This is a genomic window from Orenia marismortui DSM 5156 (genome assembly GCF_000379025.1).
In the GTDB taxonomy this organism is placed as follows: Bacteria; Bacillota; Halanaerobiia; order Halobacteroidales; family Halobacteroidaceae; genus Orenia; species Orenia marismortui.
Genome location: NZ_KB900624.1, coordinates 22,044 through 35,370, shown reverse-complemented (window position 1 = coordinate 35,370; position 13,327 = coordinate 22,044). Strand labels below are relative to the sequence as shown.

The following is a 13,327-nucleotide window of genomic DNA, read 5'->3' as shown; positions in this document are numbered from 1 at the left end:
CATGTTAAGTCTGGAATAGGTGTCTTTGCAGAGATTGATTACAACAGTTATAAGAAAGAGATCAAGAAAAATCCCAGAAAGAAAATGATTTATACTGTCTTTTATAATTCAGGAGAAAGCTTAGAAGATATAGATAGTTGGGATATGGATAGATTGATAGAAGCTTATAAGGCTTTAGAAGTAATCAATGAATCTGTAAAAGAGCAAGTAGGGAGTGGTGAATAGATGGCCACTGTTAGATCGTTAAATTTTAGTATTGGTTGGAATGTAGATAATAGAGGTTTAGATAGTGCTAACCAAGCTACCGATAGATTTAGAAATAGAACAGAACAGATTGACACTGCACTCCAGGAGAATAAACATAAGTTATTAGGATTTACTGCTGCTGCAGCTGGTGGATTAGGATTTGCAGTTAAACAGGCTGCTGACTTTGAGAGTCAGATGACTAGAGTTGGCCAAGTATCTGGTGCTAATGCTAAGCAATTAGAATTACTAGAGAAAAATGCTAAACAGTTAGGTATTGCTACTGCTTTTTCAGCTAAAGAAGCAGCAGAAGGTCAGGAATATCTGGCCATGGCTGGATTTAGTGTTAGAGAGAATATTACTGCCTTACCTGATGTGTTAAATCTAGCTTCTGCAGCACAGATGGATCTAGGAAGAACTTCTGATATAGCTAGTGATATATTAACTGGTTTTGGATTAAAGGCTGAGGATATGACAAGAGTTGTAGATACATTGCAGGCTACCTCTAGTGGAGCCAACACTAATGTATCTATGCTTGGGGAATCAATGAAATATCTTGGTCCTACTGCTCAAAACTTAGGTTATGATATAGAAACTATGTCTGCAGCTGTTGGAATGTTGGCCAATGTTGGTATTAAAGGTGGTCAAGCAGGTCAATATTTGCGAGGGGCATTGAATAAATTATCAGCACCAACTAAAGAAGGTGCTGAGGTTTTAGATGAATTAGGAATAAATCTTACAGATTCTCAAGGTAATATGCTTGGATTTGTAGATATAGTCTCTCAATTTCAAACTAGTATGAAAGGTATGGGAAATGCTAGTAAGCAGGCTGCTTTATCTAATATCTTTGGTCAAGAAGCTGCTAGTGCTATGGTGGCTATAATTAATCAGGGAACTGATGAATTACAAGGATTTAGAACAGAGTTATATAGTTCAGCTGGAATTACTGAAAAGATGGCCAAAGAGCAGATGAATACATTAACTGGAGCCTTTGATCAACTTAAAGGATCCCTTAATGTAGCTGCTATAGGTTTTGGTAGTGAATTGGCTCCAGCAATTAACTTTGTAGCTAAAGGAATTACTACTTTAGTAAATGGATTTAATAAGTTACCTGCACCAGTACAATCTACTATTGCTATTACAGCAGGAGCTACTACAGTATTATTAGGTCTAGCTACTACAGCAGGATTCTTAATAGGACCACTAACTACTGCAGCTACAGCATTAGGTATTTATACACCTGCAGCTATGGCAGCAGAAGGAGCCACAGTAGGATTTAATACAGCACTACTTACTAATCCAATTACAGGAATTGTAGTGGGAGTTGTTGCTTTGGGGGCTGCTCTTTATGGAATAGTTACTCATTGGGATACAGTGAAAGAAAAAACTTTAGGATTCTTTGGTTGGTTTAAAGGTAAATTAGAAGCTACTCCCGATTGGATACAGCTACTAATTGCACCAATAACCTTAATTCCTGAGTATTGGAATGAAATTAAAGTAGGAGCTGGCCAGTTCTTTGGTTGGTTTAAGACTACTTTAGATAAAACTCCTAGTTGGTTATTAGCTTTTACAGCTCCAATACTGCTGATTCCTAGGCATTGGGATACTATTAAATCATCAACTGTCAGTACCTTTAATGCTATAGGTAGTGGATTTAGTTGGTTAGGAGATAAAACTATAGCTTTTGGTAATTATCTATGGGGATTAGCTAATAAAGTTCCTGATCTTCCAGGTATATTTAATGCAATGAAGGATCCAATAGATAGTGTTGGAGTTAAAGTTCAGAATTTATTTGCTAATATACCTTCTTTTCCAGATCTAGTTGGTATGGCCAAAAGTAAATTTACTGAATTTATTGGATTTATCCAAGAGAATCCTTTGACTGTAGTTAAGTTTGTTATTCCTGGATTAAATTTAATAGAGCCAATTAATTGGGCTTATGCTAAAGCTAGGGATTGGTTAGCAGAAAAGACAGGATTAGAGTTACCAGAGTTTAAGATACCTTCAATTACTGATGTATTTAACTCTATAAAAGAAAAGATTAGATGGTTAGAAGATAAGTTATCAAACTTTGATATTGGTAGCTCGATTAGAAATGGGATAGATAAGACTAAGGATACAGCTATAGGAGCAGTAGCTGGATTGACTCAAAAGGTTAGAAACTATTTACCTTTCAGTCCAGCTAAGGAAGGGCCATTGTCAGATCTAGATAAAACTGGTCCTGGCTTTGTTAATACTATAGCTAGTGGAATAGATAAGACTAAGAATAGAATAAGTGATACCATTTCTAATATGTGGACTAATGTCAAAGATGTAAGTCCTGTTAGATTCTCACCTTTTGGATTAATACCAAACCATAATAGATCTTTACAGGAGAACCCATCTAATGATAATAGGGTTATTAATGAGACTAATCAGAGTATTAATGAAAGTAATACTCAAAAGAGAACAGTTATTCAGTTCAATGAAGGAGCTATTCAAATTGAGGTTAGTGGAGAGAATAGCCAAGATATAGTTAAGATATTAAGAGAAGAATTTAAGACTATAATCTTAGAAGCAGCAGCATCAGCGGGGGTGAATTAGTATGCAGTCAATAGGTGGAGTTTCAATATTCGTTAAAGAAGAGGATCCTCAGTTTAGTAATTCAGTCCCATCTAAACCTATTGAAGATGGAGCAGATATTACTGATCATATCTTTCAGGATCCAGTAGCTATAAATATAAAGTTTTTAGTAGAAAAGAATGGCCAAGAGATAGCTAGACAGTTAATTAAGTTAAGAGATGCTAGTAAAGTATTCACTTATGAGGGAATTGATTTCTCTTATGCTAATATGGCTATTAAATCCTTATCTATCCCTCGTACTGCTGCTATTAAAGATGGATTTAGTGGCTCTATGCAACTACAACAGATTCAGATGGTTAAAGAGAGATCACAAGTTACTAAATTAGGTAAAGAGCCTGCAACTGGCCAGCAAGTCCAAAAGAATAATGATAACACTCCTAAAAAAGAGCCTAAGACTACTGAAGTTCCTGCAACTGGTAGGACAGCAGAGTGGATAGCTTATGGAGAGAGATATTTGGAGGAGAAAAGCAATGGAGCTTAGTTATTTACCGATTGATAAAAGTGATATTGATAAGGAGCCAGATAGATTTGCTATTGATATTTTAAATGAGGAGTTTATCTTTGAAATCTTTTGGAATAATGAAGAGAGTTTTTATAGTTTGAACTTATATAAAGGTGAAGAGTTAATTTTAGCAGGTCGCAGGATTACCTATGGGATCGATATGATAGCTCCAGTAATCAGCTATGGACTTGATAAGGTTGCAATTATACCTTTTGATAAGACTGGCCAAGCTGAAAAGACAGGTATTACAAAGGAGAACTTTATGGAAAGTGTTCTTCCAGTGATATTAAGTGATTAACTTTGGTAGAGTTGCTGAATTTGTTGTAGATGATAGAGTTTTTAAGTTTCCTGAACTAGAGATAGATTTTAGAGTTAATTTTGATACTGAAAGTGATAGTAACTCAGGTAATATAAAGCTTTATAATCTTAATGATAAGTCGATAGAATTATTTAAGAAGGATAAAAAGGTAGTGCTAAAGGCTGGTTATGGTGATGATATAGGTGCAATTATGAAACCTATTATTAAATCAGCTACTTCTGAATTTAATGGTAATGATAAAATAACTAAGATAGTATTGAGTGAAGCAATAGAAGGTACTATTAATCTATCCTGGTCTAAGAATACAAGAGCCAGCACTATAATTAAAGATGTTATAGATAAGATACCTTTAGATTTAGGTGATTTAGATATAGCTACTGATAAGAAGTACAGAAAGGGCAAGACCTTCTCCTGTGAAGCTAAAGAAGCTCTAAAGGAGTTGGCCAAAGATACAGAGTCTAAATTCCATGTATCTAGAGGTAAAATCTACTTTAGACCATTAGATAAGGCAACCTATAGGGTAATTAAGCTTAATAAGGATAATGGTCTAATTGCTAGTCCTCAATTAATCGATAGTGGAGAGGAAGAGCGTTGGAAGGTACAAGCACTTTTAAGGTATGAGATTGAGCCTGATATTGTGTTAGATATAGAGAGTCTTACTCTTAATGGCCAGTATAGAGTGGTTAGTGGTAGTTTTACCAGTGATTTTATTACAGAATGTGAGGTGGTCAAACTATGAATCTAAATAAGTTAATAAAAGGTATGTTGGATAAGGAGTTGGAGGATATTCACATAGCCTTACCAGCTAAGATACAGAACTATGATCCTGAGAAGATGATAGCTGACATAGTGGTTTTAGCTAAGAAAGAATTAGGAGAGGAAGAGGTGGAGATTCCTCCAGTGCTTGAAGTTCCAGTATCTCATTTTAAGGCTGGTCCTTTTATTATTAGACCACCTTATAATCGTGGTGATGTGGTCCAGGTACTTTTCAATGAGAGAGCTATTGATAATTTATTGGCCAGTAATAGAGCTGAAAGTCCTGAATTTAATAGAAAGCATAGTTTAGATGATGCAATAGTTATAGCTGGACTTAAAACTGAAAGAGAAAGCAGTTATCCTTCTGATCACCAGGAGGATTTTTTAATCTACAATAGAGATACTCAAGAAAAAGCAGTTTTAAAGAAAGCTGGAGGAGCAATTTTAGAGGTTAATGATTTAGTAGTAGAGTCAAGTGATATTAAATTAGGCTCTAAAGATGCTTCTGAAGCTCTGGCATTATTATCTGAACTTGAAGATGTAATTAACACTTTTAACAAACATACCCATACTGCTCCTAGTGGTACAACAGGTACTCCACTTAAACCTATTAGTGAATTAGAGATGCCTAGTGGTACATCTAAGGTGGTGGCTGAATGAAGAGTTTATTACTTAATTCAAGTGGAGGTTTAGGGTTAGATCAGTTTAAAAGTTTAGAGATGGTGGAAGGACCAGCAGAAATTAAACAGCAGATTAGATTAACCTTATTGACTAATCGTGGTGAATGGTTTCTTAATCTTAATTTTGGTACTCCCTGGTTAGAGTTATTTAGAAGAGAGATTAGTGAAGAAGAGTTTAAGCAAGAGACTGTTACTATGTTAAATGATATTGTAGGTGTAGATCAGGTAGAGAAGTTTGATATCAGTTTAGATAGACAGACTAGAAAAGCTAAGGTTACTCTTGTTATTTTAATTGAAAGTGGAGAAGAAATCATATTAGAGGAGGTGGTATAGGTGGCTGATGAAGAGTATGGAGTGGTCCAAGAGGGATTTAAAAGAAAGACCAGGGAAGATATAGAGAATGATATGAAAAATACAGCTCGTAATCTTTTTGGTGATGATATTAACTTAAAGGAAAACTCACCATTAGGATTATTGATTACCCTTATTTCTTATGCTTTAGCTTTAGTATGGAAGGCATTAGCAGGAGTTTATAATTCAGCTTTTTTAGATACTGCAGTAGGTAAGAGTCTTGATTATGTTGGCCAGTATATTGGGGTTAAAAGAAAACCTGCAGCTAAAGCAGTAGGAGAAGCTCTTTTTACTGGTCAAGCTGATGAAGTTATACCTAATGGATTTAGAATCTCAACTGATACAGATCCTAAAATTATCTATGAGACTACCAGGAGTGGAATCATAGAGCAGGATGGGACTATTACTCTTCCAATTAAAGCTGTAGAAGCTGGAGAAGATTATGAGGTTGTTCAGAATCAATTAACTGAATTTATAAATCCATCTCCTTTTGTATATGAGGTAACTAATAATGAGCCTACTTATGGTGGCCAAGATAGAGAGAGTGATTATGAGTTTAGGCAGAGATATAAAGAATCTATTACTTTAAGTGGTGCATCTACTATAGATGCTATTCGCTCAGCTATATATGAGGTGGCAGGAGTTAGATCTGTTTATATTCGTGAAAATCATACTATGGATATAATGGATGGATTACCTCCAAAATCGATAGAAGCAGTTGTTTTGGGTGGAGCTGAAGCAAGTATTGGTAAAGCAATTTTAGATTCTAAAGCAGCTGGAATAGAGACTGCTGGAGCATATACTGTAGATGTTCAAGACAATGCAGGTAATAATAGATCTATTTCCTTTAGCAGACCAACATCAGTTCCTATCTATGTTGATGTAAGCTTAAATATTAGTCCAGTTTATCCAGTAGATGGTGATATTCAAGTTGAGAGAGCTATTATTAAATATATTGGTGGTACTGATAGAGATGGCAATACTCATCCTGGTACTAATGTAGGGGAGAAGGTTATTCATTCTCGTATAATTGGTGAAATCTATAAGATAGCTGGTATTGATGATGCTACTGTTACTATTGGAACTAGTGATAATCCTATAGGCATAGCTAATATTGATATAGCTGGTAATAGTGTAGCTGAGACTGATACTGCTAAAGTGGATGTGATTCATCAATGAATCTAAAAGAGAGGTTATTAGAAGCTTTAACTAGTGTCTATACCAAGACCCAAGATAGTAAGATAGCTAAGTTTATAACTTTAGTTACTGAGCAGATTGATGAGATTTATGTTGTTAAAGATAAGATTAAAGATAGTAGAAATATAGAGACTGCTTTTGGTGAAACCTTAGATAAAATTGGAGAAGCAGTCCAACAGGAAAGAGGATCCTTAGGTGATCCTACTTATCGATTACTAATTAAGTCTAAAGTAGCTCGTAACAGGTCAACAGGCGATATTAATACTATTCTAACTGTAATGGAATCTATGTTAGATATTAGGCAAGAATATATACTTCTGGAGGAGAATCCAGGTAATGAGCCTGCCAGTGTTTATATTGAGATTCCTTTGGTAGCTGTTGGCCAGTATAACATTACTAGAGAACATTTTATAACGATACTAAATCGAATTACTGCAGCTGGAGTTAGACCATATACCAGGTTAAATGGTACTTTTGAGTTTAGTGATGGAAGTCCAGAGGTTGATAATAATGCTGGATTTGGTGATTTGAATAATGAATCTACTGGAGGATTCTTTGGAAGTTGGCATGAGCCTGAAAATCCAGTAGAACTACCAGATTGGTAAATTAAAAATAAAAAGGAGATAGAGATGAATATTAATAAAGAATTAGAAAAAGCACAGAAAGAATTAGCAGGAGCTAAGGAAGAGTATCAAGCAACAGCAGAAAAAAGAGAAACTTTAATTCAACAAGCTAATCAAGCAGTAAGTGCAGCTAGAGATAATGTTTTATCTAAGCAATCAGTAGTTACTTATTTAGAAGGACTAGCTAATGCTGATGAGGGTAAAAAAGAGCCTGAGGAAGAAGTTAAAAAGGTTGAAGAGGATAAGCAATAATAAGTGAGGTGATTAGATGTCTTATCAAGGTAATTATGTTAGTGCAGTTCCTGTATGGAATCCAGATCCTCTTAATACTGTAGAGCCAAGTGAGACTAAAAGGAATAGTGGATGGGATCCAGGAGAAAAACCACCCGCTCAGTGGTTTAACTATCTACATCAAAGGTATTATGAAAGTTTGAAAGAATTAGATAATGCTTTGAAAATAGTTGATGATGCTCAAGATAATCATTTGGCAGACATGGCGAATCCACACAAAACCACCAGTGCTAAAGTTGACTACAGTAATATTGATTCCAGTTTGGTAGCAACCACAGTTAAAGGTGCTATTGATGAATTAGACAGCAAGAAGCTAAATATTGCCGGTGGCACAATGGCAGGGGATTTAGTATTTGAAAATGATCAAGGTATTGTGGGTAAAGATACTTATGATAATAATAGAAATTTGCTCAAATTAAGAAGTGATAATATTGTATCGGTAGGAAATCAAAGTTCGGGATTGGTGTTGGAAGGTGCTAATACACCGACCTACTATGATGGCAATAATACTTATAATTTGTGGCATAAAGGTAATGATGATTTATTTTTTTATCGTGATGGCAGTAAGGCAATAACAGGTCATATTGATTTCGCTAACAGAAATATACAGAATTTAGGAAGATTAAATTTTAGAGATATCGGCGAAGACAATAAATATTTTCAAATATATGAGCATCCCGATAGTGCTAGTTTGCTATTCACGCAAAGAGAAGTTGGCACGGGAAATTGGATTAGAACACCCCTGCAAATCAAGCCTAATGGAACAGTCGAAGTTAATCAGAGTAGAGTATTAACTACAAACGATGAAGGAAAACTTGATGCAGGCACTTTAGATGGTGTTGATAGTAGTCAATTTTTAAGAAGTGATACTGGGGGTACTATAACAGGTACTACTTCTATTATAGATGCAGGTAACCCTGCATTAGAAATAAAATCTACCAATGGAGGACAACCATTTATTGATTTTGCATCTCAATCTGATGTGGATTTTGGTGCAAGAATAATGCTAACAACGCCCGATACTTTAAATATAAATGGTGCAGAATTGATGAATGAGGGAAAAAGAGTGTTAACTACTGCTGATGAAGGAAGCGGAAATGGGCTTAATGCTGACCTATTAGATGGACAACATTTGTCAGATTTAGATAGCAGATATTTAAATGTTGATGGTGATACAATTACAGGTGATTTAATACACAGTCCTAAAAGCTATGTTAAATTCAGAGAAAGGGTAAGTCGGTATGCAACAGGAATTAGATTTCTTGATGGAAACGATCAAGAGGTTACAGGTATTACTAAAAACTCTAATGATGAAATTATAATAGGTGAAGGAGTTGTTACAAACAATCATTCGCAAGAAATGCAAATTGCTAAAGATGGAAGTTATATTAAATTTAATAATGGTGCTGATAGATACCTTACGACACAAGATGAAGGTACACTCAATGCAGGTAAGTTAGATGGACACGATAGCAATTATTTTGCTACTTCCTCTAATTTGTCTAATCATGAAAATGCTGACAATCCTCATGGAATTGATGCAAGTCATATTAATGGAAATGGTTCTATTGATGGGCAATTACTATTTGATGGTGGCAATAGCAGAATTACATGTCATGATGGATCTGGTAATTTCAACATCAAAAGTGGCGTGGATAATAACAATAGAATTGTTGAAGTTGGTGGAGGTAGTCATATCAAGATGGACGAGAATGGTGGCATATCTCTATTAGTTTCCACCCAACCTGTAGGTAATTTATTTACATCCGATACCGAATTAATAATAGGGCAGACAGGTATTCGTTGGAATGGGAATTTATTAGCTACCATACAGGATTTGAACAATATTGATGCAGTAAAAACAAGTGATTATTCAAACAACTTTAATGGAACTGGTCATGTCAAATTGCCTAATGGACTATATTTAATGTGGGGTAGAACAAAAACTTTTTTTGGAGATACTACTGGAAATACTATTGTTTTCCCTACGAGTTTCCCTACACAATGTTTGCAAGTAGTTACAGGTAATTCTTCTACTAATGCACCAGCAGATACATTTGCAGGAATTTATAATATAACAAATAGCTCATTTCAATTAGCAATTAATAATGGTAGTGGTGCAGCATTTAATTGGATGGCTATAGGCTATTAAGGAGGGATAAAATGAAAGTATTTGTACATTATGATGATGTCACAGGAGAGTTAAAAGGATTTTACACAAATGATATTCATAAAGAGGAAGATGTACCAAGCCCTTATATTGAAATATCAGAAGAAGAATGGCAAACCTGCTTAGAAAATCAAGGAAAATATAAAATTGATACAGATACATTAGAATTACAATATAATCCTTATGTTCCTACCTTGTTAGAAATAAAAGAGACCAAACTAAAAGAAATAAGAACCATAACAGGAGATTTAATTGATAGTAGATATAAACCTTTTGACAGAGAAAACCTATTTGTACTTGAAAATAAGCCTGATATTAATGACTATTTAAATGATCAACGAGTAGGTAAACAGATTGTAAAAGATAATATTCTATCAATTAGAACTGCTTGTAATGATTTGGAAAGTCAAATAGAAGCAGCTACAACCAAAGAGGAACTAGAGTTAATAAATATAAGTCAAGATAATCTTAAAGCTTTAGCAGCCTGGCCATCACAAGAGAATACAACTACCGAGACTCCTTAACAGGTGTCTTTTTTATTGGGGGGTGTGATATGAGCGATAAAATAATAGTAGTATCTATATCAGCAGTATTAGGACCAGCTTTTTTAAGTTGGTTAAATTGGTATCTAAAACAGAAAAACAATAAGGATCCTGCTCCAAAGGTGGCCAAATTAGAAGATCATAGAATCTTTTCTCAAATAGATACCTTATTGTCTGAGGTAAAGTTCAATATAGCAATTAAGAATCGAGGTAGGCAAGAGTTAGCTAAGACTATCCTCTATAAGAAGTTTGAGATATGGCAAGAAGAGTTATTAGAATTGGCTAAGAAGATAGATAGTAATGATTATAAGAACTTATATAAGCTTCAAATGTGTCATTTCAATAAGGCTCACAGTAGATTTAACAGTTTTTATAGATTAGATGATTACCAGGTAGAAGATCAGGAGTGTTTAGAGATAGCTATTAGAAAGTTTAATTGCTTCAACAAGGTCAGAATTGAGTATATGGGTCAAACTATAGATTCTTTATCTACTTCTGAATTTCTTACAGAGGATAAAGCTAGATCTGCAGCTATCTTTGTTGTGTATGCTGCTCTTTTTGTAGATATAATTAATGATGCTGAAAAGACCTTTAGTGTACTTAATGGAGAGCTTAGTGGAAAGAAGTTTAAGGGACATATATTATAGGAGGTGTGCTTGATGAAAATTATCATTGATCCAGGACATGGAGGAAAGGATCCAGGAGCTAGTGGCCAGTTTAGCAATGAAAAGGATGTAGCTTTACAGATTAGTAGAATGTTATATACCATTTTAAAAGATAATGGCCATAACACCAGGTTAACTAGAGAAGATGATAGCTATCCTAAATGGGAAGATAGAGTTAAATCTACAGTTGAGGATCTATTTGTATCAATCCATTGTAATGCTTGTGGCAACTATGAAGTAGAAGGAATTGAGACTCTACATTATAGTGAAGCTGGTAAGAGGTTAGCAGAGTTAATACAGAAGAACTTGAAGTATCAGACTGGAAGAATAGATAGAGGAGTAAAAGAAAGAAAGGATTTATATGTCTTGAAAAAGACTAAGTGTCCTGCTGTATTGGTGGAGACAGGATTTATATCTAATCCAAAGGAAGAGATCTCTCTTAATAATGCTGAATATCAGTACATATTAGCTTCAGCTATTTTTGAGGGAATTAAAGATTACCTGGAGGGATAAGATGCAAAAAGATAAAGTATTACATTTTATAGTAGGAACAGTAATTGTTTTATTGTGCTTGTTGGTCCAACTGCCTATTATTGTTACTTTAGTTCTGTTAGTTGCTGCAGCGGCTGGTAAAGAAGTGTATGACTATCATCATCCACAGTCGCACCAAGTGGAGACATATGACATACTGGCCACCATAGCAGGTGGTTTATTTATTTTATTATTATATTATGGGGTGGTATAAATGAAGGAGAAGGTCAAAGAAGGCATTAAAAATGCTTTAAATACTGATAGTGTAAGAAATGATGTTATCCTTTCTATTGTGGCTATAGCTTTGTTTCTAGTCTTTATTTATGGCCCACTTAAAGGAGATAACTTTGCTGATATCTTAAAATTTGACTTGTTAATGATTGCTGGGGCAGGGGTAGCCAATAATGGCATGAAAAAGATAGATAAGTATATTGATAGGAAGTGATTATATTGCTAGTAAAGGTCAAGGATTGGCTAATATTAATCTTATCTGCTGTTGGAGTTGTTTTATTCTACTTATTTAGTCAGGAAAAGAAAGAGAACTTTAAAAAGAAGGTCCAGGAGAAGAAAGAGAAGATTAAAGATAGGTATAAGCAGATTGAAAAAGAGAAAGATAAGTTATACCAAAGTCAAAATGAGCTAAAAGAGATACAACAAAATCATGATCAGGAGATTAAGGATCTAGAAAAAGAAAAGGAAGAGGTGGAGAATAGTGAAGTTGAGATGTCGCCAGAGGAAGCTCGTGATACTCTTGATAGTATGCTTGGTCGTAATGGCAACAACTCCAGCTCTAGCAGAGACAAAGGAGAAGGATAAAGGCTATTACTTGACTGAGAAAGAAATGGTTGAGTTGGCCCAGAAGATTAAAAAGCTTCAGGAGAAGAATAAACTCCTAGAGAAAGAGAATATTAAGTTAAAGCAGATATTAGAAAAAGAGCGACAGAGCTATGATAATGTCATAGATCAAGCTAACAAGACTATAGATATACAGAGTAATCAGATTAAGGACCTAAAAGATTTGAATAAGGATTATGAGAAAGAGATAAGTGATCCAGATATAATTCAAAAGTTATTATATATCCTGGCTGGTATTGGAGCTGGAAACCTCTTGGGGGGATGATCCCTGGGAGGTCTTTTTTTATTTTTTTGAAAAAAAGTTGTATTTATTTTTTGGAATCTATAGATTAGTGAAATAGAATATATTAAATAAAAGAAAGCGAGGTGATTTTAATGAAAAAGTTAAACCTGCTTGTAGGTTTAGCCCTTTTAATAATAGGCGTAATCCTTGCATGGGATTCACCTATTATAGATATATTTATGGAGCTACTAGATGTTATTTTGTAGTTGTATAAAGAAAACCCTCCTAAGGAACAGTTCCTTAGGAGGGTTTTCTTTATTTAGGTGCCGATTTAATAAAATTATTAACAGAGTTTTTGCTTTTTTTCTCTCCCTTATCTTCTTCAACTTCTAACTTTATATCAAGGTCAACCTCTGTTTTATTACTCTTTTCTGTAATCTTCTTTTTGTCTTCTTGCTTAGGTGGTTCAGATTCGTTTTTGGTTGGCTTCTCAACTATGGGCATATCTTTATATTCTTTAATCATTATACTTTTGAATATTTCTTTCCTGGCATGATGAGGCAGGCTTTTTAAATTATCTAACATCTCTTTGTCTTCCTGAGACAAATTAAAATATTCAAGACCAATTCCACTTTCATAGATCCCATACAATGTAAAGATCCTGGATAATTCTGCTGAATTATCTACTTTTTCAAACCATTTCAGAAGTGTTCCTTTTAAATATATTGATTTAGTTTTTGATTTCATCCTATACCTC

The 13,327-nt window shown here is 34.5% G+C and carries 19 protein-coding genes; 18 read left to right on the top strand and 1 reads right to left on the bottom strand.

The window, feature by feature from the left end; all coding sequences use genetic code 11:
• Window positions 1-84: 84 nt before the first annotated feature.
• The 18 genes from OREMA_RS18970 to OREMA_RS0116220 are packed head-to-tail and all read left to right on the top strand — an operon-like array spanning window position 85 to window position 12,612.
• Window positions 85-225 carry a hypothetical protein gene (locus OREMA_RS18970; RefSeq protein ID WP_018250316.1) on the top strand — a complete coding sequence of 47 codons (141 nt, stop codon included), beginning with the start codon at window positions 85-87 and terminating at the stop codon, window positions 223-225.
• A complete protein-coding gene (locus tag OREMA_RS18540) occupies window positions 226-2,826 on the top strand; it encodes a phage tail tape measure protein (protein WP_018250315.1) in 2,601 nt (866 codons plus the stop codon).
• A gap of 1 nt (window position 2,827) precedes the next feature.
• Complete coding sequence (locus tag OREMA_RS0116295) at window positions 2,828-3,346, top strand: phage baseplate protein (RefSeq protein ID WP_018250314.1); 519 nt, start codon at window positions 2,828-2,830, stop codon at window positions 3,344-3,346.
• On the top strand, window positions 3,336-3,665 hold the full coding sequence (locus tag OREMA_RS0116290) for a phage baseplate plug family protein (protein ID WP_018250313.1): 330 nt from the start codon (window positions 3,336-3,338) through the stop codon (window positions 3,663-3,665). The genes OREMA_RS0116295 and OREMA_RS0116290 overlap by 11 nt, the downstream gene beginning before the upstream one ends.
• The gene (locus OREMA_RS0116285; RefSeq protein WP_018250312.1) at window positions 3,658-4,425 is read left to right on the top strand and encodes a phage protein; all 768 of its coding nucleotides are present in this window, start codon (window positions 3,658-3,660) and stop codon (window positions 4,423-4,425) included. Before OREMA_RS0116290 ends, OREMA_RS0116285 begins: the two co-directional genes overlap by 8 nt.
• A complete protein-coding gene (locus tag OREMA_RS0116280) occupies window positions 4,422-5,102 on the top strand; it encodes a Gp138 family membrane-puncturing spike protein (protein WP_018250311.1) in 681 nt (226 codons plus the stop codon). Before OREMA_RS0116285 ends, OREMA_RS0116280 begins: the two co-directional genes overlap by 4 nt.
• Entirely contained in the window at window positions 5,099-5,455 is a 357-nt protein-coding gene (locus tag OREMA_RS0116275; protein WP_018250310.1) for a hypothetical protein, read from the top strand. The genes OREMA_RS0116280 and OREMA_RS0116275 overlap by 4 nt, the downstream gene beginning before the upstream one ends.
• Complete coding sequence (locus OREMA_RS0116270; RefSeq protein ID WP_018250309.1) at window positions 5,456-6,652, top strand: baseplate J/gp47 family protein; 1,197 nt, start codon at window positions 5,456-5,458, stop codon at window positions 6,650-6,652. It begins immediately after the preceding gene.
• Window positions 6,649-7,275, top strand: a complete 627-nt coding sequence (locus tag OREMA_RS0116265) for a hypothetical protein (protein ID WP_018250308.1) — start codon at window positions 6,649-6,651, stop codon at window positions 7,273-7,275. The genes OREMA_RS0116270 and OREMA_RS0116265 overlap by 4 nt, the downstream gene beginning before the upstream one ends.
• Before the next feature lie 24 nt (window positions 7,276-7,299).
• The gene (locus OREMA_RS0116260; RefSeq protein WP_018250307.1) at window positions 7,300-7,545 is read left to right on the top strand and encodes a hypothetical protein; all 246 of its coding nucleotides are present in this window, start codon (window positions 7,300-7,302) and stop codon (window positions 7,543-7,545) included.
• Window positions 7,546-7,561: 16 nt separating this feature from the next.
• Window positions 7,562-9,736 (top strand): gp53-like domain-containing protein, encoded by a 2,175-nt coding sequence (locus OREMA_RS0116255; RefSeq protein WP_018250306.1) that lies wholly within the window; start codon window positions 7,562-7,564, stop codon window positions 9,734-9,736.
• 11 nt (window positions 9,737-9,747) lie between these two features.
• A complete protein-coding gene (locus tag OREMA_RS0116250; RefSeq protein ID WP_018250305.1) occupies window positions 9,748-10,278 on the top strand; it encodes a hypothetical protein in 531 nt (176 codons plus the stop codon).
• Window positions 10,279-10,307: 29 nt separating this feature from the next.
• On the top strand, window positions 10,308-10,943 hold the full coding sequence (locus tag OREMA_RS0116245; protein WP_018250304.1) for a hypothetical protein: 636 nt from the start codon (window positions 10,308-10,310) through the stop codon (window positions 10,941-10,943).
• Between the two features lie 12 nt (window positions 10,944-10,955).
• A complete protein-coding gene (locus OREMA_RS0116240) occupies window positions 10,956-11,474 on the top strand; it encodes an N-acetylmuramoyl-L-alanine amidase family protein (protein ID WP_018250303.1) in 519 nt (172 codons plus the stop codon).
• Between the two features lies 1 nt (window position 11,475).
• A complete protein-coding gene (locus tag OREMA_RS0116235; protein WP_018250302.1) occupies window positions 11,476-11,706 on the top strand; it encodes a hypothetical protein in 231 nt (76 codons plus the stop codon).
• Complete coding sequence (locus OREMA_RS0116230; RefSeq protein ID WP_018250301.1) at window positions 11,707-11,937, top strand: hypothetical protein; 231 nt, start codon at window positions 11,707-11,709, stop codon at window positions 11,935-11,937.
• Between the two features lie 5 nt (window positions 11,938-11,942).
• Window positions 11,943-12,308 carry a hypothetical protein gene (locus tag OREMA_RS0116225; protein WP_026189046.1) on the top strand — a complete coding sequence of 122 codons (366 nt, stop codon included), beginning with the start codon at window positions 11,943-11,945 and terminating at the stop codon, window positions 12,306-12,308.
• Window positions 12,235-12,612, top strand: coding sequence for an alanine--tRNA ligase (locus OREMA_RS0116220; RefSeq protein WP_169331541.1), 378 nt, complete (start codon window positions 12,235-12,237; stop codon window positions 12,610-12,612). Before OREMA_RS0116225 ends, OREMA_RS0116220 begins: the two co-directional genes overlap by 74 nt.
• 273 nt (window positions 12,613-12,885) lie before the next feature.
• On the opposite strand, the gene OREMA_RS0116210 is transcribed toward OREMA_RS0116220, so the two are convergent.
• Window positions 12,886-13,317, bottom strand: coding sequence for a hypothetical protein (locus OREMA_RS0116210; RefSeq protein WP_018250299.1), 432 nt, complete (start codon window positions 13,315-13,317; stop codon window positions 12,886-12,888).
• Window positions 13,318-13,327: the final 10 nt, after the last annotated feature.